The sequence below is a fragment of the Streptomyces sp. NPDC048560 genome (assembly GCF_040650955.1).
GTDB lineage: Bacteria > Actinomycetota > Actinomycetes > Streptomycetales > Streptomycetaceae > Streptomyces.
Window position 1 is genome coordinate 226,559 of sequence record NZ_JBEZIJ010000013.1, and the last position, 19,678, is coordinate 246,236.

Annotated in this window: 15 protein-coding genes and 1 pseudogene; 8 read left to right on the plus strand and 8 right to left on the minus strand. The window is 67.2% G+C overall.

Annotation, left to right across the window (positions count from 1 at the left end; genetic code table 11):
* Window positions 1-158 precede the first annotated feature (158 nt).
* Complete coding sequence (locus tag AB0C82_RS31060; RefSeq protein WP_362848479.1) at window positions 159-656, minus strand: helix-turn-helix transcriptional regulator; 498 nt, start codon at window positions 654-656, stop codon at window positions 159-161.
* A 293-nt stretch (window positions 657-949) separates the two neighbouring features.
* Between AB0C82_RS31060 and AB0C82_RS31065 the strand changes: the two genes are divergently transcribed.
* From AB0C82_RS31065 to AB0C82_RS31085, 5 genes and pseudogenes are all read left to right on the plus strand, one after another.
* Entirely contained in the window at window positions 950-2,185 is a 1,236-nt protein-coding gene (locus tag AB0C82_RS31065; RefSeq protein WP_362848482.1) for a DUF3631 domain-containing protein, read from the plus strand.
* A 203-nt stretch (window positions 2,186-2,388) separates the two neighbouring features.
* Window positions 2,389-3,159: a DUF2637 domain-containing protein gene (locus tag AB0C82_RS31070; protein ID WP_362848484.1), complete on the plus strand. Its 771-nt coding sequence runs from the start codon at window positions 2,389-2,391 to the stop codon at window positions 3,157-3,159.
* A gap of 146 nt (window positions 3,160-3,305) precedes the next feature.
* A pseudogene (gene mobC / locus AB0C82_RS31075) lies at window positions 3,306-3,931 on the plus strand (plasmid mobilization relaxosome protein MobC).
* The gene (locus tag AB0C82_RS31080; protein ID WP_362848487.1) at window positions 3,928-5,583 is read left to right on the plus strand and encodes a mobilization protein; all 1,656 of its coding nucleotides are present in this window, start codon (window positions 3,928-3,930) and stop codon (window positions 5,581-5,583) included. Before mobC ends, AB0C82_RS31080 begins: the two are co-directional and overlap by 4 nt.
* A 66-nt stretch (window positions 5,584-5,649) precedes the next feature.
* On the plus strand, window positions 5,650-6,519 hold the full coding sequence (locus AB0C82_RS31085) for a ParB/RepB/Spo0J family partition protein (RefSeq protein ID WP_362848490.1): 870 nt from the start codon (window positions 5,650-5,652) through the stop codon (window positions 6,517-6,519).
* 68 nt (window positions 6,520-6,587) lie between these two features.
* Here the strand turns inward: AB0C82_RS31085 and AB0C82_RS31090 are convergent, their stop codons facing one another.
* Genes AB0C82_RS31090 through AB0C82_RS31115 form a run of 6 tightly spaced genes read right to left on the minus strand, consistent with a single transcriptional unit; the run spans window position 6,588 to window position 11,427 of the window.
* Window positions 6,588-7,025, minus strand: a complete 438-nt coding sequence (locus tag AB0C82_RS31090) for an NUDIX domain-containing protein (RefSeq protein WP_362848493.1) — start codon at window positions 7,023-7,025, stop codon at window positions 6,588-6,590.
* A 30-nt stretch (window positions 7,026-7,055) separates the two neighbouring features.
* The gene (gene fabG, locus AB0C82_RS31095; protein WP_362848496.1) at window positions 7,056-7,847 is read right to left on the minus strand and encodes a 3-oxoacyl-ACP reductase FabG; all 792 of its coding nucleotides are present in this window, start codon (window positions 7,845-7,847) and stop codon (window positions 7,056-7,058) included.
* The gene (locus tag AB0C82_RS31100) at window positions 7,828-8,952 is read right to left on the minus strand and encodes a hypothetical protein (protein ID WP_362848498.1); all 1,125 of its coding nucleotides are present in this window, start codon (window positions 8,950-8,952) and stop codon (window positions 7,828-7,830) included. Before AB0C82_RS31100 ends, fabG begins: the two co-directional genes overlap by 20 nt.
* The gene (locus AB0C82_RS31105; RefSeq protein WP_362848501.1) at window positions 8,949-10,859 is read right to left on the minus strand and encodes a nucleotidyltransferase domain-containing protein; all 1,911 of its coding nucleotides are present in this window, start codon (window positions 10,857-10,859) and stop codon (window positions 8,949-8,951) included. Before AB0C82_RS31105 ends, AB0C82_RS31100 begins: the two co-directional genes overlap by 4 nt.
* A 56-nt stretch (window positions 10,860-10,915) precedes the next feature.
* The gene (locus tag AB0C82_RS31110) at window positions 10,916-11,101 is read right to left on the minus strand and encodes a hypothetical protein (RefSeq protein WP_362848504.1); all 186 of its coding nucleotides are present in this window, start codon (window positions 11,099-11,101) and stop codon (window positions 10,916-10,918) included.
* Window positions 11,098-11,427: a hypothetical protein gene (locus AB0C82_RS31115; protein ID WP_362848507.1), complete on the minus strand. Its 330-nt coding sequence runs from the start codon at window positions 11,425-11,427 to the stop codon at window positions 11,098-11,100. The genes AB0C82_RS31110 and AB0C82_RS31115 overlap by 4 nt, the downstream gene beginning before the upstream one ends.
* A 174-nt stretch (window positions 11,428-11,601) precedes the next feature.
* On the opposite strand from AB0C82_RS31115, the gene AB0C82_RS31120 reads away from it, so the two are divergent.
* The 3 genes from AB0C82_RS31120 to AB0C82_RS31130 all read left to right on the plus strand — a co-directional run bounded on the left by AB0C82_RS31120 (window position 11,602) and on the right by AB0C82_RS31130 (window position 14,841).
* Window positions 11,602-12,921 (plus strand): tetratricopeptide repeat protein, encoded by a 1,320-nt coding sequence (locus AB0C82_RS31120; RefSeq protein WP_362848510.1) that lies wholly within the window; start codon window positions 11,602-11,604, stop codon window positions 12,919-12,921.
* A 134-nt stretch (window positions 12,922-13,055) separates the two neighbouring features.
* Entirely contained in the window at window positions 13,056-13,691 is a 636-nt protein-coding gene (locus AB0C82_RS31125; RefSeq protein WP_362848513.1) for a hypothetical protein, read from the plus strand.
* The gene (locus AB0C82_RS31130) at window positions 13,660-14,841 is read left to right on the plus strand and encodes an XRE family transcriptional regulator (RefSeq protein ID WP_362848516.1); all 1,182 of its coding nucleotides are present in this window, start codon (window positions 13,660-13,662) and stop codon (window positions 14,839-14,841) included. The genes AB0C82_RS31125 and AB0C82_RS31130 overlap by 32 nt, the downstream gene beginning before the upstream one ends.
* Before the next feature lie 277 nt (window positions 14,842-15,118).
* Here the strand turns inward: AB0C82_RS31130 and AB0C82_RS31135 are convergent, their stop codons facing one another.
* Window positions 15,119-19,507, minus strand: a complete 4,389-nt coding sequence (locus tag AB0C82_RS31135; protein ID WP_362848519.1) for a hypothetical protein — start codon at window positions 19,505-19,507, stop codon at window positions 15,119-15,121.
* Window positions 19,508-19,678: the final 171 nt, after the last annotated feature.

The following is a 19,678-nucleotide window of genomic DNA, read 5'->3' on the forward strand; positions in this document are numbered from 1 at the left end:
CGTGGGGTATCGCGGTGTGGCGCAAGCAGAGTCCTCGTCTGGCCAGGCATGTGGGGCGGCAACCCCGGCCGGGCCGGTTCGTTCTGGGATGGGTGCGGCGTGGTGTGGTGCTGGCGCGGTCTGGGGGTTTGCGGGCCCAGGCCAGCGGCGGAAGGCAGTTACGGGCCGGTGGGCAGCCCGAACTCTTCCTGGTTGATCTTCATGGCGTTCTCGGCGATGGCGTTACTGACCACGACGTCGGCCTCGTCGCGGATGTCCGGGTGCTCCGCGAGGTAGGCGGTGAGCGCGTCTGTCGCCTTCACGTATGCGTGCTGGGCGCGCTGGGCCGCCAGGTTGGCGGCCACCACGGTGTCGATCATCTCCATCGCCTGACCTGCGGCGGCGAGGGCCGGTGGGCCGACGAAGTTGGCCAGCGAGACACCGAAAGCGTCGGCGAAACCGATGGCCTCGTCGAGGTTGATGCGGCGCTTGCCGTTCTCGATGCGCCAGACAGCGGACGGGTTCATCTCGTAGCCGGCTTCGTTGAGGCGCTCGGAGAGCGTGGTAGTGCTCCAGCCGCGTTTGTCTCGCTCGACCTTGATCCGCTTGGCGGCGTTGTCCTCGCCCTTGAGCAGCACGCCTTCGAGCTCCTCGCCGTCATGGTCTTCGTTCACCATCCCCTCCTTCCGTTCGCAGCATGTAGCTGCAAGCCGCAGCGACAGTGAAAACGATACACCATCTTCTGCGTCTTGCATAATCGCTATGCGTAGTGCATAGTAGTGATCATGCCCGATCCCTGCGATCGCATGTGCCAGGCATCGCCTTGGCATGACATGCAAAAAGCCCCCCGGTGACCAAACACCGAGGGGCTCAGGCGCAAACCTCCACGCCGCCCATCCCTGAACGACTAGCTGCTAGGCCGGGATTGCCGTCCCATATGGCCTGCAGATTGAGGAGCTCTCCACCCAGTATGGACGAAGCCACCCCGAACTCGCCATCCCTCCCCGCCCCGTCCGCCGTATGGCCGCGCGTCGCCATACCCGGCTGTCCCGACTCGGGACAAGCACCGGCGGAACGCCCGGCTGCCGCTCCCGACCCCACTCCCACCTCCGAAGGCGAGGAGGTGCTGGCCAGCCTGCGAGCGCAGCTCCGGCGGTACGTCGTCCTCCCCGATGAAGAGGCCCTCACGGCGGTGACCCTGTGGGTAGCCGCCACCCATCTGCAGACTGCGTGGCAGCACGCTCCGCGCCTGGCCGTGGTCGGCCCGGCGAAGCGGTGCGGCAAGTCGAGGCTGCTGGACGTGATCACCGAGACGGTCCACGACCCGCTGGTGACGGTCAACGCCTCCGCCGCTGCGATCTTCCGGTCGATCACCGACACTCCGCCCACCCTCCTCGTCGACGAGGCGGATACTCTCTTCGGCTCCGCGAAGGTGGCGGAAAAGAACGAGGAGATGCGCGGTCTCCTGAACGCGGGCCACCAGCGCAATCGGCCCACCCTGCGGGTCTCCGGCCCCAACCACGAGGTCTCGAAGTTCCCCACCTTTGCCATGGCGGCCCTCGCCGGCATCGGCGACCTGCCCGACACGATCATGGACCGTTCGATCGTGATCCGGATGCGCCGCCGCAGGCCCGGCGAGAACGTGGCGGAATTCCGCAGCGCCCGCGACATCCCCGTACTGAATGCCCTGCGCGACCGCCTCGCAGCCTGGCTGACGCCCCTCCACGCCGAGGCGATGGAATTGACGCCACCCATGCCGGTCGAGGACCGGGCCGCGGATACCTGGGAACCGCTGGTCGCCATCGCCGACCTCGCGGGCGGCCAATGGCCCGCACTCGCCCGCGCCGCCTGCCTGGCGATGACACGTCGCGAGGCCGAGCAGGACCAGGACAGCAGCGGCCTGAGCATCCGGCTCCTGGCCGACATCCGCCGGGCCTTCGCCACCGAGGGAAATCCGCCGGTGATCCGCACCAGCCGCATCCTCGACTTCCTGAACAAGGACGACGAGACACCCTGGCCGGAGTACACCGCCAAGGGCCTCACCTCTCGCGGCCTGCAGATCCTGCTCAAGGGCTACGGCATCAGCTCTGCCAACCACCGCTTCCACGGCGATGCCCAGGCGAAGGGTTTCACCCGCCTGCAGTTCGCAGACTCCTGGGCCCGCTACTGCCCCGAGCCACAGCCGGGCCCCGACACCAGCGCCTGACCCGGCACAACCCGTCGCGACTCGTCGCGGCGCAGGTCAGCGCGGTTACGAGTCACCGGCCCGCAACGAGTCGACTCGACATCACCGCCGCACCCGTACCTGCCCTGACCAGGCACGCGACGAGTCGCAACGAGTCCCCACCTCCGCAGCCGTCACGCCCTGCCCGCCGCGGCTGCCCCCACCATCACTTGGAGCACACCCGATTGTCCGCACCCGCCATAGCGTCCCCCAACTCCATCGGGGTCAGCGCCATCCGTCTGGGCATCGCCCTCCTCGGCGTCACCGCCTTCGCCCTCTCGTACGCCGCCCTGCGCCAGATGGCCGTCGCTACCCACATCCCCGGCCCGCTCACGTACGCCTTCCCCCTCGTGATCGACGGCTTCATCGCCATCGGCATCGGCGCCCTCCTCCTTCTGCGCACCGCGCCATGGAGGGCCCGTATGTACGTGTGGGCGCTGGTCGGCCTCGCCACCGGCACGAGCATCTGGGCCAACGCCCTGCACGCCATTCGCCTCAACCAGCAGATCCGCCCCACCGGACTTCACCTGGACGACGTGACCGTCGGAGTCCTTTCCGCCATTTCCCCCCTTGCCCTCGCCGGCGCCGTGCACTTCTACGTCGTCACCCGCCACCACCAGGCGCAGCACGAACCGCCGATTCACCGGCCGGAAGAGCCAGCGCCCCAACCGACCACGTCACAGGCCAACGGCCTCGACAGGGCGGAAGGCCCAGGCGCGACACGAGATGTGCCCACGGCAGCGACCAAACCAAGAGGTCGGCGTCCAGGCGCCAGCGTCGACCAACTCGTAGCCATCGGACGCAACGTTCCGCGAGGGCGTGGCGGCCGGATCCAGCGCAAGAAGTTCGAAGACGCGGTCCGGGACGCGGGCCACCCGGTCGGTAAGGACCGGCTGGTCCAGGCCATGGCCATCGTCCACGCCGAGTCGACCATCGCCGACGGCCACACCGCCTGAACGATCCCTCCTTCCTCGCTGGCCGTCCCCGCACAGTCCCCATGCGGGGACGGCCACATCCCACGGCCCACCTCACGGTGGCCCCACCACCTCCCACCAGAGCCGACAGGAGCACCCCCATCTCTGATCAGCAGAACGAACTCCGCCTGCCCTCCAAGCCCATACCCACCACCCCAGCACCAGGCGGAGCAAGGTATGGCGTTGGACCGTCCAAGGGCCGGTCCAACGCAGGTGCCTCCGCCCCGGGGGGGCGGAGGACGTCGGGCACCAGGGGGTGCCCGACGAGAACAACCCCGTCGGCACTACCACTCGCATCGCCGCACCGCGGCGTGCCGCCGAAGCCGCCGCCCTGCACCGAGTCGCGCGTCGCCGTCAGCGCAAAGAGACCCAGCGCAAAGAGCGCGTCGACGTCCGCTACAGCACAGAGGAGAAGGCAGACATCCTCGCCGAGGCCCGGTCTCTGAACATCGCAGCCGCCCACTACGTCGGCGCCGTCGTCATGGCCCATGTCCACGGAGACCTCACACTGCCCGGTCAACGAACCCAGCTCGACGACTACATCGACGAACTCGCCGCGCTCCGAGGTGAGGTCGCCAAGATCGGCTACAACGTCAACCAGATCGCCAAGAAGCTCAACTCCGGCGGCCTCCCGCACCATGGCGACACCGCGCTCCTCGACCGTACGGAACGCTTCCTCGGCACAGTCGGCACCACCGTCCGCCACATCGCGACGGCCACCAACCAGGCCGCCGCCACAAAGGGGTCGCGGTGATCGCGAAGATCAGCAGCGGCAAGAGCACCGCCGGCCTCATCCGCTACCTCTACGGCCCCGGACGGGCCAACGAACACACCGACCCTCACCTGGTCGCCTCCTGGGACGGCTTCGCCCCCGACCCCGGCCGCACCGACGACATCTCAGCTACCAGGAACCTTCTCGTTGCCGACCTCGACCTACGCGTCCAACAGGCCAAGCGACTTGGCCGAGCCCCGAAGCAACACGTGTGGCACTGCTCCATCCGTACAGCGCCCGGCGACCGCATTCTCGACGACGCCGCATGGGGAGACATCGCCCGCCGTGTCGCCGCCGCCACCGGCATAGCGCCAACAGACGACCCGGACGGCTGCCGATGGGTCGCCGTCCGCCATGCCCCCGACCACATCCACATCGCCGCCACCAAGGTCCGAGGCGACCTGCGCACCGCACGCCACTGGAACGACTACCTCACCGCAGATCGCGAACTCACAGCTCTGGAGAAGGAATACGGCCTCCATCAGGTCGTCCGTGGCGACCGCACGGCCGCGAAGCGCCCCACCCGCGCCGAGCAGGAGAAAGCCCAGCGCACCGGCCGGCCCCGGACCGCCCGCGAGCGCCTGCGGATCACCGCCCGCACCGCCCTCTCCGCAGCCACCACACCGCAGGAGTTCTTCGCCCTCCTCGACAACTCCGGAGTGCTCGTCGAAATCCAGCGCTTCCCCTCGGGCGACATCCGCGGGTACAAGATCGCCCTCGAAGGCGACACCAACAAGGACGGTCATCCCGTCTGGTTCTCCGGCTCCACCCTCGCCCCCGACCTCTCCTACCCCAAGATCAGCGAACGTCTGGCATCGGCAGAAGCCGCGTCCACTGTCCCCTCCGAACCCGACGCCTGGCGAAGGCTCGCCCAGGCCACCGACCGCGTACCCGATCTCCTCACGCACAGCGAGGTCGAGACCGGACAGGCGCACATCGCGGCCCTCGCCGAAACCCTCGACGCACTCCCCCTGATCGCACCCGCCGCTCTGCGCCCACAGCTCATGCAGGCAGCCGGCGCGTTCGAACGCGCCGGCCGATCCAGCATCCGCGCCCACCACCAGCAAGCCCGTACCACCAGAAGCGCCATCAAGGCGATCCTGCGCGAACCCGCCCCCAAGGACGGAGCTGCCCTCGCGATCCTTCTCGACGCCCTTCTCCTGGCCGTCATCGCCGCCCGCCACTGGCACCACACCCACCACCACAACCAACAGGCCGAGGCCGCCCGTCGGGCAGCCGAACACCTCCGCACCGCCTATCAGGCAGCCGCATTCCAGCCGATCGCCGTGATCCACCGGCGTGGCTGCCATCTCGCCCTGCCCCTGCAGGAACGGCAGGCCGCAGTCGTCCGCCAAGCCCTCCCGGACCTGGCCGAGCAGATCCTTACCGATCCCGCATGGCCCGCCCTCGCCGCCACACTCGCCGCCACGAAATCAGCAGGCCACGACACCGTCACCTTGCTCTCTCAGGCGGCTCGGCACAGGGAACTGGACACGGCCACCAACATCGGCGAGGTCCTCACCTGGCGCCTGAACCGCCTCGCCGACCTCCCTCAGTACACCGCTACCGCCCCAACCGACCTATCGGCCCCGGCCCGAACCATCCGCCCCACCCACCAGCGCCGCACCCGCTGACCCCCACCCCGTCCACCCGACCTGGAGCCCGCTCTGAAGCCCCACCCCGCCGCCGACATCTTCCCCATGCTCCGCGAGGACGAACTGCACGATCTCGCCGAGTCCATCAAGACCGAAGGCCAGCACACGCCAATCGTCCGTGACGCCGACGGCGTCCTCCTCGATGGCCGTAACCGTCTCGCCGCCTGCGAGATCGCCGGCGTCGAGCCCCTCTTCACCACCTACACCGGCACCGACCCAGTGCAGCTGATCCTCGCCAGCAACCTGCGACGCCGACACATGAGCAAAGGCCAGAAGGCCATGATCACCGAAATGGCCCGTTCAATTTCGGAACACTCCCTGCGGGACCACGCCAAGCTCCACGCCGTCAGTCTCACCCGCCTCTCCAATGCCGCCACGGTCCTCAAGCACGCCCCCGACCTCGCAGAACTGGTCCGCACCGGCAAGCTCCATCTCGACGCCGCATACCGCACCGTCCGCGAAATCAAAGCCCACGCCGCCGCCATGCAGGCCAAGCACAACTACCTGAGCCAGCACGCCCCTGATCTCGCTGACCAGGTAGTCGAGGGACTCCTCACCCTCGACGAGGCCACCACGGCACTCGACGCGCGACGCGAGGAAGAACAGCTTCGCCAGCGTGTGCGGGATGCCGACGCCATCTGTCTCGCCGATGGCGACACCACGCCACCCCTGGGCCAGCGTGCCGAGCGGGGAAGCATCACCTGGCACCAGGCCCACCAGAGCGCCGAGCAGTTCCTCGCTCAGCGGCAAGAGATCATCAACCGCACCCAGCAGGCCCTTGAACAGCTCGCGAAGAACTGGACTGGGGTCCAGAAACTCGGAGCCCACCCGAACACTCCCTACGCCCAGGAAATCCTCGACGGGCTCAGCCCGCATGCACGCGCCCTCACTGGCCGTCTGACCACGCGGGTCTGACACGGCAAAAGCCGCTGGGATCAGCGCACTTCAGCGCTGGTCCCAGCGGCATGCCCACGTTCCGCAGGTCAGGCCGTAGTAGTGCCTGAGAGGGTTCCGTCACCGATGGCGCCTCGGAGGACGTGGGCGATCTCTTCGGGCTTGAGATCGATGGCGCCGATCCCTTCGACGGTCAGTGGGACCTCCTCCAACACGTATTCGCCCCGGCCTTCGGCGCTGAACTCGGGCCCGGTGCGGTCTTCGAAGGACCAGGTCGCGATGCGGGTCAGGTAGAAGAGCTGACGCTCGTCGTCGGACTCCATCGTGTGCAGGAGGCGGACGATGTCGGCCTTACCTGCGATCTCCTCGTGGATCTCCCGGTGGAGGGCGGCCTCCCTGGACTCGTCGTCGGCTTCGACGCCGCCGCCGGGAAGCACCCAGTACGCGGGAAGGCCGGGCTTGGTGCGGCGGATGACCAGCATCGTGTCGTTCTCGGTGACGAGAACGGCGCGGACTCGTTCGATCATTCGGCTTTGTCTCCTTGCTTGTGGACGGTCTCAGTGCAGCAGCCAGCCGCCATCGACGTGGACGGATTGCCCAGTGATGAACGACGCGGAGGGCCCTACGAGGAACGCCACGAGCGCCGCGACGTCTTCGGGCCTTCCGCGGCGGGGTACGCACTGGCGGTTGATCTGGTCCTCCGGGCGGGCGCGATGACGGGCGGGGATCGCGGTCTCGGCCTCGACCTGGATGGCGCCGGGCAAGACCGTGTTGACGCAGACCCCGTACGGGCCAAGCTCGCGTGCGAGGGAACGGGTGAGGCCGAGCAGCCCTGCCTTCGCGGTGCTGTAGGCGACGAGGTTGGTCCGGCCGACGCGGGCGTTGACGCTGCCGATGTTCACGATGCGGCCCCAGCGCCGTTCGACCATGCCGGGAGTCACCGCGTGGCAGGCGCGGTAGTGGGCGGTGAGGTTCACGTCGAGGGAGTACGCCCAGGCAACCTCGTCGGTGTCCCGCCACGGAACACGGGGGTAGGCCCCGGCATTGTTCACCAGGATGTCGATCGGGCCGGCCTCGGCACGGACCTGGTCGATCATCGTCTGCACGGCGTCAGGGTCGGTCAGGTCGGCGTCGATGGCCACGCCAGGACTGCCGCCGCGGTCGAAGGTGGCGAGGAGTGCCCGGGCCTCCCGCTCCTGACCGAGGTGGTTGATGGCGACAGTGGCTCCTGAGATGGCGAGGGCGCGGCCGATCTCGGCGCCGATGCCGGTGGCGCCCCCGGTGACAAGGGCGGTCCGGCCTTGCAGCGGCCGGGCCTGGAGGTGGGTCTCAAGCAGGGGCAGGGACATCGAGGCTCCGTTCGCCGGGGTCGGAATGAAGGGCCGGTGCGGTGAAGAAGAAGGCGTCGAGGTCGGTTCCGGGGTCCTGGCTCTCGGCAAGCTTGATCAGGACGAGCAGCAGGTCCTCGCCGGTCAGCCGGGCGGCCGGAATGACGCCGAGGATGCGCAGGGCAAGGAAGGCACGGAGCTCCTCCATGCCGATGCCGCCGGCCTGGCCGCAGAGGCTGTGAAGCGCTCCCGCGAGGGCAGCGTGACGGCCGGCGCCGGTGTTCCAGGAGTACCTGATGTCGATGTGCCGGGTGGCGGCGCGCAGTTCCAGATGGTCGACGCGAGGGCCGGCGTGAGAGGGCAGGGCCAGGCGCAGGGTGCGGGCGTACACGTCGGGCTGATAGCGGGGGACGAGCCAACCGCCCAGGGCCATGAGGTACCAGAGCAGGTTCGCGGCTTCGCCCGCGGTGGTGTTGCGGCCGGCGAACTCGAAGTCGAGCCAGCACAGCGGGTCGGCGATGTTGGGCTCGGTGGGGTCCCCCTGCGTCAGCCCGGATAGCCGCCGCCGGTCAGGGCTCAGAGCGTGGCGCGCACTATCGATGACAGCGGCGACGTTCAGAGTGAGCGGTCGGCCGTTGGCGGTGACCGAGTAGCTGGCCAGCTCCTGGACAGTCAGGGTCACATCGGCGTAAGGCAGGGTGATCGGCAGGCCCCGTCGCAGGAACCAGCGGTCGAGCCGTCCGCCAGGCCGGATCCGGTCGAGGTAGAGGTCCGGCACGCACTCGGCCATCGGGACCACCTTCCCGGTCTCCTCGGCCGCCATCCGCAGGTCGTGGCAAACACCATCCACGAGGCAGACCAGGCGCGGCAGCATGCCTGGGTCGCGGTCGGCCAGGGCGATCACGTCGCCGAGCAGCAGCTCGCATCGTCCGCTGGCGAAGACGTCCTCGTACGCGAGCAGATGGCGACCCGGCAACGCCGGACGTCCCCGCAGGGCCGGAACCTGTATCCGGGAGACAAGCTGCGCCCAGCCCCTGGCTTCACGTTCGGCCGCCTCCCGGGTCGTGACTTCCTTGTGGAAGGTGATCGTCCCCGCCGCCTCTCTCGACCTGCCCCTCACGCTCACGTCGCCTTCCCCGGGAGGGTGGCCAGCCAGCTCCGCAAAATGACCAGGGCCAGTTCCGTTGCGGCAGCGTGCTCGGTGCGGGCCGCCGAGACCATGCTCGTGTCGTGGTGCCTCGCTTCGACGAGTACTCGAAGGGCGTCGCCGTCGGAGGGGCACTCGATCCCGCCGAACCGCAGCTGGATCTTCGCCAGGAGCGCGGTGACCTTGTAGAGGTCACGGAGGTCGGGCGCGCCCTTGAGGAGCTGGCGGCGGATCTCGACGGCGGCCTGGATCCCGTCGCGCAGGCTCACGTCGATGTCGGTGGCTGCGTCCGGGGCGGGCAGGGCGAGGCCGGGAGCGCACCACAGGGGGACGAGGCCGCCGCTGCCGATGAGCGCGAGGACGTGCAGGAGTCTGGAGGTGACGGCGCCGGTCCGGCACTCGGCACGGGTCAGTACGGTCAGTCCGAGTTTGACGCCTCCGAGTTCGGCTTCCAGGTTGGCCAGGACACGGCGCATCCCGTCCAGGGACTCGGCCTCGGCGACAACGAACACATCGAGGTCGCTCCAGCCGTGCTGGTACTTGCCCCGGGCGCCACTGCCCGTGACGGCCAGCAGATCGATCAGCGGCTGCGGTGCGGTGGTCAAGCGATCGAGGAGTTCAGAAAGGTAGGACTCCAGGTGCACCGGCAGGCCCAGGGCGTTGACCGGCATGGTGCTCGGTTGGTGCGAGGGCCACCGGTGGGTCAGCGCCAGGTGATCCAGTCGGCGCTCCAGTTGCAGACGCGGTCCATCGTTGCGGATGACCTCCTGGGCGATGGAGGCGATTTTGTCGGCACCACGGGCGCTCTTGACGAGGTCGCGGTCGGCGACGTCCTGGGCACCGGCGGTGCCGCGCTGCGCGCGGATTGCCGAGGAGGTGTCCAGGTAGGTGATGGTGAGCTGAGGGCCGAGCATCCTGGCGAGCTCAACCGCCGAGTCGAAGTCGTGCAGCGACTCGACGCTGACGGAGTCGAGGAAGTGGTGAGCCTCGCAGTACCGGTCCAGGCCGTCCACGATCAGCTCGGTCTGGACGACCGGGGCCAGCCGGTACGGGTCTGCGATGCCCGCCCGGTCCGCGGCGTCCTCGATCAGATAGCCGATCTTGAGGCGGGCGTGCCCGTGATGGGTCCGTAAGTACTCACCGGCCATGCTCTTGCCGCTCTCCGACATCCCTCCCAGTGCGACGACGTGCACGCCCCCCATCGCCCTGCTCGGAATGGCGGGGTGCAGTGGGGCCAGGAGCCGGCGGACCTCGTCCTGGATAGTGATGGTCGGCCGGTCGCCGATCCGGATAACCGCGGCGAACCGGTCGTCCGCGACGAGTCGGTTGATCTGCTCGTGGAGACGCCGTTGGTAATCCGCGTAGATGTCCGTGACGGTGGCCTCGTGGGACAGGCTCCGGCGGGTACCTTCCTCGACGTCGTCGCAGTGGAGAAGCAGAAGTGCGCGTTCACCGTCTTCCGCCGCCCGGAGATCGGACTCGTACGACGCCACGAGGGAGCGAGCGCGGTCGGTGGCCTGCCGGGTATTCAGGTTCTCCCGTACGGCGACGGTGGCCGCGAGGGATGCCTCCAGCATCGGGATTCCCCGGTCCAGGAACCGCACCGGCGCATTGAACCGTTGCCGGGAGCGCTCCAGGTAGGAGTGGGCGAGGACATCGGCGACCTCCTCAACCGGGCCGGTCTCGAACCACCAGCGGCCCATGCCCTCAGCTTTGATCGCAGCCCAGCGCGGGTCGTAGTGGTCGAGAGGGCCCGCGGAGGTGGCGGCGGAGCCCATGCGGCGGGCGAGGATTCCGATCTGTTTGGTCTTCCCGGTATTGTCCGGACCGCTGAACGCGACCGACACGGGCAGGGGCTGCGTTTCACTGCTGAGCTGGCTGATCATCGGCTTCCCTTCGCAGGTGGTGCAGAGCAGGGAGGGCATGGCGGGGCCGCAGTGGTCTATCCGGCGGGGTCGTCCGGGCCGGGGTCGTCGACATTGAGCGAGGGATGTGTCAGAAAGTCCCGATCAGCCGAGGACTCGCCCTGCGCGAGCAGGCCCACCATGGCGAGTCCTGCGGCCGTGCCGAACGCCCACACCCAGGTCAGGGCGGTTCCGAGCGGATCGGATAACGCGGGCCGGCTCACGTGGCCGCTGCTTCCTGGGCCTTCGCGCGCAGGGCGACAGCCCGCTCAAGCTGGGCGCTCAACAGGAGGACTCTGCCCGGGGCCAGTTCGAGCATCGCGGTGGTCTTCGTGCCGTCGAGGAACGACACCTCGATCGGCAGGGCCGCGTGCCCGGTCCGGCGGTCGTAGCGGGGGTCCTTGTCCAGGAGGGCGAGGCCGCGGACGATCGGGGTCGTCTGCCGGCGGTCAGGCCCGGCCACCCTTTCGGCCGCCGGATACTGCGTCGTCTCGACCACCGCCGAGGGCGGGGTCGTGTGGGTACGGAGGTCGTGGTCGGTCGTCGTCACCGGTATGCCTTTCGCGCGTCCGGGCAGGCACCAACAGGCCCTGAGCAGGGCCTGTTCGAGCCAATCGGAGATCCAAGGGGTGATGTTCAGTCAACGACGATCCGAGCTCCCGGGGCAGGGCCCAGGATGTAGTCCTGCGTAATCCCGCGTAATCCAGGTGGGGAGGGTGACGGGGTGCCGAAGAACCCGGCTGTCGCCGAGCTGATCAAGCACGCGTGCCATGAACGGGGCTGGGGACCTTCGGAGTTGGCACGCGCGCTCGGTCTGGCAGAGAGCGGCGACCCTCGCCGTCTGCAGCGCCAGCACGCCCGGCGCTGGATCGAGGGGGAGCGGACCCCGGACCACTGGTGGCCCTACATCGCCCAGGTGTTGGGACTGGACCCGGAAGCGATCAACCTTCCGGAGATCGCGCCGGTGGCACTCCACGCCGATACCGTGGCTTCAGTCCTACAGCTGGGAAGGAACGACGTGGACCGCCGGAATTTCATTCTCGCCTCCAGCGGATACGCCCTGTCCGCCCTCGGCCTGCCCGACATGGACAGCATCACCCGCCGCACCACGACCGCATCTCCCGGGACCGCCCGCGTCGGCAAGGGCGAAGTCGCAGCGGTGCGCCACATGGTGAAGGCCCTCGGCGACTCCGCGTCCGAACTCGGCGGCGGCCACGCGCGCCATCTGGCAGTCCGCTACCTGACCCAGGACGTCGCTCCCTGGTTGGAAGGCCGCTTCACCGAAGCCACCGGGCGCGAGCTGTTCGCCGCGACCTCCCAGCTCGTCCACCTCGCCGGCTGGATGGCCCAGGACGAAGGCGACACCCCCGAACTACGCGGACTCGCCCAGGGCTACTACGCCCACTCCTTCCGCCTGGCCGCCGAGGCCGGCGACGCGGAACTGTCCGCCACCGCCCTGCGAGGGCTCGCCGTCCAGTGCGTCGACCTGGGATACCGAGCCGAGGCCGTCCAGCTCGGCGAAGCCTGCGTGGAGTACGGCCGCCACCTGGACAACCCGCGAGCCGTCGCGTACTACGAAGCCACCCTGGCCAACGCCGCCGCCCAGGACGACGACCGCCGCATGGCGACCAAACACCTCGCCATGTCCGAGACCGCCATCAGCAGACCACCCACCGCAGGCAGCGATTCCTGGGCCGCCCACTACTCCCCAGGCCGCTGGGCCCACGAATCCGGCATGATCCTCTCCCGCCTCGGCGACCTCGACGCCGCCGAAGAGCACCTCCACCTCGCCCTCGACATCCACGGCCTCGACCGCCGCCGCACCCGCGCCATCGTCCTCGCCGACCTCGGCGGCGTACGCCTACGCCAAGGCGACGTCGACGGCGCCATGGCAACCTGGCGCGAGTTCCTCGACTGCGCCGACGGCATCCGCTCGATCAAGGTCCAGGCCGCCCTCCAGGACATGCACGTTCGCCTACGGCGATACAGCGGGCTACCTGAGGCCCAAGAACTCCGCGAGCGAGCAAACCGAGTCACGAACTGACCCTGCAGCCCTCGCCTCATAGGACAGCACAAAAAGGTCTTCAAAAGGATAAATACGGCACTCTCCTCCTCCTGCGCGACTCGGCAAGCACGAACCCCTACACCCTTAACTTTTCCCGTGATATTTTCACGGCTGTGATTAAGGATGAGGTAGAGCACATCCGCGCTGCCACCGCGCAGCTCTGTGAACCGCTGCACGACGCCTTCGCCTGGGCCGTCCAACGTCAGCGCAGTCAAGTCCCCGAGATGAGCGGTCCCGCCTATGGCTGGATGCGAACCCACATGGCCCGCGCCCACGTCCACCAGCGTCTCGGGTCGCAGTCAGACACGCTCGGCGATTGGAGGCTCAGCGGCAATCACCGCAGGAACGGCGAGCTATGGCTCACCAACAACGAGTACAGGACGCGGCTACTCCACGGCTTCCGCGACGATCACGTTCCGGCGCCTGGACCTAACCGTCAGCGGCGAGCCTTCTACCAGAACCGCCCCCTGCAGAGATTCGGACAGCCGACCCTGGTGGGACCGGAAGACAACGACCTGCTTATCCTCTGGCGTGTCGATGCTGAGGATGCACCGTTGTTCCGAGTGGTGCGGACGATCGGCACGTGGCGGTTCGGTAAGGAGCAGCGAGTCGATCTTGACTTCCCCCTCCTCGCTAGCGCGTCCGACCTGCACGACCTTCACTTCGAGCCGCAAGATGAAGGTCTAGAACTCGAACTTCCGGAAGAGGAGACGAACGATGCCGACGGCACTGGAGGCTTCTCCGGGTGAGCGGCTGCGAACACTCCGCGCCCTCCTCGGGCTAACGGGAGCTGATCTCCACCGACTGACTAACATCAGCCAAAGCTGGATCTCCCAGGTGGAGACGGGTGCGCGGGAGCCGGCCGAGGACCGGCTACGGGTGATCGCGGAGGCCACGGATACCCCAATGAGCTTCTTCCACGCCCAGCCTTCGTCCGTCCCCTTGGACTCGCTGCGCTTTCGCAAGATGGCGACTGCCAGCCGGACAGTCACTCGCCGAATCAGCGCGTTTTACGGTGAAAGCTTCCGCGTAACAGAAGAGATCACCAGCCAAGCCAGCTACCCCGCGCCACCACTTCCATTTGCCACCACGGCTGAGTTGACCGCGGATGACATCGAGGATCTGGCAGCACAGACTCGGGTGGCTCTTCGGCTAGCTCCGGACAAGCCGATCCCCCATATGACGCGCGCACTTGAGCGAGCTGGTGTGGCCGTTGCCCCCATCGTGCTCCCAGATCCCACGGGAGACTCGGTCAGCCCCACCAACAAGCACTTCGGCGTCTCCTACTGGGCAGGAATCGGCGAGACAGCACTGATCGCCTACTTCCCTGGCATGCAAGGAGATCGGGACCGCTTCACACTGGCTCACGAGCTGGGACACCTCGTCTTGCACACGTTCCGGCCACGCGCGGAAGATCCCGAAGGCGAAGCGAACCGCTTCGCGGGGGCCTTCCTCGTTCCGTACGAAAGGGCGCGAGAGGAGATCACCGACCGTCTGACCCTGGAGGGGTTTGCCCGGCGAAAGCAAGTGTGGGGCGTGTCGATCCAGGCGTTGATTCTTCGCGGCGCTTCCGTAGGCAACATCGGGGAAAGCCGCAAACGATCACTGTACGTGCAGCTAACTCAGCGCGGCTGGCGCAAGGAGGAGCCCGTGTCGGTTGGCCAGGAAGCTCCCCTGCTTCTATGGAGTTTGCTAGAACGCCTGTACGGCGACAAGCCCTACCTTCCCGCATCTGAACAACTAGCAATTCAAGCGACCGTGCTGCGTTCAATCGCACCGAAACCACCTACGCAGGCTCGCGGAAGCGACCCCACAAAGCCAAGGCCTCAAGGCAAGGTGATCGCCTTCCAGCAACGCGCCGCTGTACGGACCGGGGGAGGACTCCGCAGCGCTCAGTAGCTAGCGACCCCAGAACTTAGTGGGCACACTGCTGTGACACCAGCAGTCCACCAGCTGCAGCGCTCGAGGAGTTCCTTCGCGTCGGTGCGTCAGACCGAGCGCCTCCACACGCCTTTAAGGCGCTCAGTGAAGCCAGCCAACTCCTCAACGGCCCTGCCCGTAGCACCCCCCGGGAAATGGCGATCAACTGAGCCTGGCGCTGGCAGCGGCACTCTCACTGGGCTCGAAAACGCATCGACCTTGGGCGAGCCATGCCGACCCGGCGGTGCCGTCCAGGTCAGGGCGTACCGAGTTCGACCGCCCACGCCTCGGGGCCGTCGTAGCGGAAGGCAATCAGTGCGGTAACTGGCCAGTTTTCATGCACACCACGGACCAATCCGGCCCGACTTGGAACCGTGAATGCCTGGATGCTTCGACCAAAGTCGATGGTCCCTGAGGCTCGGCTCCTGATCTGGGAAACACGACCTCGGAGGCGAGTCAGATGGGCGGGCGGTAGTTCTCCCTCTCGGCGGTTCCACTGCTTGAGGTCTTGGTGGGAGACCAAGCGGCCCAGTTCCCGTCCGTCCCCTAGCCACTCGTAAGCCGTCGAGTGACGGTTTGCAAAGCCAGTGGCCCGATCCCGGCACCGGTTCAACTTCGCGCGATACTCCTCGATAGCCGAGTCTTGTCCTTCCAGAACGCGTAGGCATGCGAGCACATAGTCGTAGAACAGGGCGTCACGGGTGGACTCCGTCCGTGCCCACGTAGTCACGTAATCAGCCGCGCGGTCCAGGGACGCCGGCAAGAACCGCGCTGCCTGCAGCCACTCGCGCAGACTCGTGAAGTCGCGCGGGTTGTCCATGAGATTCGCATTAAGTAGCTCGACCGCCTGACTCACGTCGGGCGCCGGTGCCTTGCTCCACGACCCGTTGCGCTGCCGGTATGCACGGGCCAGTCGGCGCCGCACCGGCGCCTTAAACGCGTCGGCGCGGGAGAGAAGATTCCGCCAACCCTGCAGCAACGCCTGGTAGTTGTCATAAAGTTTCTGCAGTTCGGCTTCCGTTTCCTCCGCCCGGTAAGACAGACGGTCCGAGCCGCGGATCTCAAGCACCGCGTCGAGTGCGTTCTCGGCTTCCTCCAGCAGCCCCCGGTAAGCGCCGGCGCTCTGCCGGACAAGGAACTCCGAGTAGGTGGATACGCCGGACTGTGAGAACCCAAACTCGATTACCCTGATACACATTTGGGCCAAGGCGATGTGGCCGTACTCGCTGGAGTCGTCCAACTCCGTGGCCTTGCCGAAGGAGACTCGAGCGGACTCCACGAGCTCGAGGATCCGACCCTCCCGGATTCTGATGTCATCTTGGGAATGGGTCCGGTTCTCAATCACGGACCTGATCTCGTTCCGAAAGACCATGCCCCGCATGTGATGCAGCAGTGGGTCGCTTGGGGCCAGCGAGATAGCCTTGTCAACCGCGTTCAAGGCCCCTTGGAAGTCCCTGGAGTCATAGGACAACAGGCGTCCGTAATGGCCCCAGTAGTGCGATTCCTTCGGGAATGCCTGCACCAGGGCGTGAATTACCTGCTTGCGCCCGGGCACGGTCATCTGCTGGAGCAGCTCCGTGTAGGCGCCAGTCCGCTGGAACTCCACCGGTTCCCGGGCATCCCTCATAATGAAGAGGCGGTCAAGCAGGATCTTCAAATCATCCGGGAGACGGTTCTGGAACACCCGGCCAGCTTGGGCGATGAGCGTTTCACACCAGCCTGGCAGCGCTGCCTTCCAGTCCTCCGGCCCCGTGGCCGCTCCGGGCGAGGCCACCAGCTGCCGCAGCACCTCCTCGGCGATCAGACTGTGCGATAGCCGCCACATGCCGTCACTCTCCTCGATTAGGAGTGGCAGCACGCGATCGTCGACGTGCAGACGCAGATCCACATCGTCGGCCGGTGCCAACCCGAGCAGATCCGTGAACAGGTCGGAGGGCACTGCCACACCACTGAAGCGGTGGGCCAGGGCCAACAACGTGCAGATCTCCCGGTCGACATCCGACACCTGGTCGAGGAACGGCGCGACGTACCCGGGCAGCCCCTCGAACTCCTTGTTGAATGCGGTCAAAGCGAAGAAGAACGGAACGCTGTGATCTGACTCCTCGGCAACCAGCTCGAACAGAGATTCCTCCCGGTCCGGCACTAGATCGGTGAAGTGCCGGGCCATCTCGAACCGGTCGTTTCTCTTCATCGCCCCAACCCGCAGGCTGCGCTGGGGCGAGGTCTGGACGGTACCGACGCCGGCGGAACTCCGACGCGTGGTGATCAGCATTACGGCCGGCACGCTGCTCGCCCGCAGTAGCTCGTACAGCCTCTGCTGGGAGGACTCGGATACGAGCTCAAGCAGGAGAAGGACAGGGCTGCCAGTCTCAGACGACAGGTCGGATACCAGCTGAGAGAGGACTGCCTCGTCCTGGCTGCCATGGGCCACGACCGTGGGGAACTCGTCTTTGAGAGTCCAGGACACCCGGCGGGCTATGGTCGTGCCCCCGGCGCCAGGGCTGTGGGCGAGCATCACCCGCAGGGTGTCGCGCTGCTCCAGAGCGGTGCGCACCTGGCCGGTGAAGTCCTCGGTGATCGCCCGTGGCAGGTCCATGTGAAGGTCAAGCTCAAACCACGAGATGGGACGGCCCCGGTAGAAGGCGCCTACCTCATACTCGCCTGCCTCCGACTCCACCCCGACCTCAGAGTGCAGCAGTACCGCCGTGTCCTCGAAGCGCGACAGCAACCCGCCGGGGACCTCCATGAAGCCCTTCTCGGCGGGCACCCTAGGTCTGCGGTTCTGCACCTCAACCGACGAGAGCTTAGGCAACGCGCGTAGTAGGTCGGCGGGTTCGCACGCGAGCAGTTCGGCATCGTACTCGGCAAGGCTTCCCTCGCCGGTGGCCGAGATCGAGAGAATCCTCGCCCGGTCTTCGAAGACGTCGATGCAGGACTCGACCAGTGCCCTTTCAGCGCTGCCGCCTTGGCCGAAGCAGACGACCGTGGCCGGCCGCCCTGAGTGACGGTTGACTGCTTCGATTGACTCCCGTACGAACGGCAGATACATCGAGCGCCAGCGGCGCAGGGCCGTGGTCGGGGAGACCGGATCTGCCCCGCGGATCCCCGCAGCCGCGATCCAGTTCGTGCTGTTGCGGCCGAACATCATTTCTTGGTCACGCAGTTGGAGCCGGTGGATCCGGCCCCCGCCCGCAGAGGCAGCCGCCTTCCAGCCGCCGTCGACATCAGTGTCCAGGTTGAGCTCTACGACTAGATTCCAGCCGAGCCCCGCGAACTTCTGGAGGTCTTCCTCCCCGAAGGCGGCCGAGTCGATGATGGCCACAGTCGTACGGCGGGCACTCCAGCGATCGCAGCCCTCGACAAGGCGGTCGACCGCGCCCGAGACCTCCGGAACAGCCTCAATGGCTCGCAGGAGGCCGCAGCGAGGAGCCGACGCCGTGGGCGCATGAAGACCACGCAGGAAAAAGAACCGGCCCAGGGCGCTGCAGGCCAATTGGTAGCACCACGCCCGCTCCTGAGACCCGACCGTCGCCTCTCGGGTCGCAAAGAGCAGCGCGTTCCCTGCCAGCGACAGGAGGTACTGGTCCTGCCAGTCATCCGGCATCGACAGTTGTTTCGCATACGCCTCACCGGCCTCGGCGATGTCGTTTGAGAGGTTGCCCAGCCCCACGACGTGGAGCACGGCATCGCTGTCCGCCTCGGGATCAACCAGAAATTCAGCCAGGACTCTGCGTTGGCGCTCAGTCAGCTCTGGCAACTCCCGGAGAATGAGAGCCAGCGTCAGATGGGTGAGGTCTCGGGAGAGCGGTGCGTCTGCCTGGTATCCGGAGAGATCGATCAGTCGGTACGCAGTGGCGTCCACGACTGGCGACATCGGCAGCAGAATATTGTCAGCGTGAAGGTCACCATGGGCCCTGCCGAGGATCGCGAGCACGTGGTCGCTGTCCAGCCCGTCCCAGACGACGCGGTCCAGCCAGGCGACCATGTTCGGTACAACCCCGCCGTTTGCGAAGGTGACCCAGAGCGGCACGTCCTTGTCCACGGGCTCGTAGGCCAGCTGCGCGGCCAGCTTCGCGACCGGGCCGTCCTTGTCCATCCGGGTGCCCACATGCTCCAGGATGAAATCCCGCGGGGTCATGCGCCGGATGCCTGAGGGCCTGGGGTTCCAGTCGCTGAGCACCGAGCGCGCCACGACACCGACGAGTTCCGGCAGATCACGACCGCGCAAGGTGGCCGATAGCGGTCGGACGTCACGGATGTTACCGCCGGCGATCTCTTGGAACATCACCTTGACACCACCCGGGACGCTGACGGGCCCAACGGGCTGCTTCACCAGATGGCGATCGGCGAACCCCTCGGGGGCGTCCTCGATCGCACGGGCATGCCGACCGGGCTCCCGTCCGGTGGCTGTGCCCTGAGGGCACACCTTCATGACGACCTTGCCGTTAAAAAACGGGCCGGTCAGTGCCACTGCCGCCAGTACCGCGCTGCTCTTGCCAGGCGTGAGCCATCGATCGAAGACGATCCGCGTGTCGTTCGCTTGCTGCCACTTTTCAAGCTCGGATGCGACCGCATCGCCGACCTCGGCCTGCTTTAGAGCCTCCGCCAACGCCGACTCTTCATTCCTTGCGGGCACTTCCGGCATGCCTCGTCCTTCCGCCGCGCGTGTTTGTCCACATTAATGCTCCGACAGGAGACGCTGGGTAGCCTTCCGACATCGCCGATTCACCGAGGGGCCGCCGGCGACCCGAAGACGGTAGGTCGAGGTCATCCGTCTGAGCCTGGCGATCCCCCATGCACCAGCGAAGCGACGGGC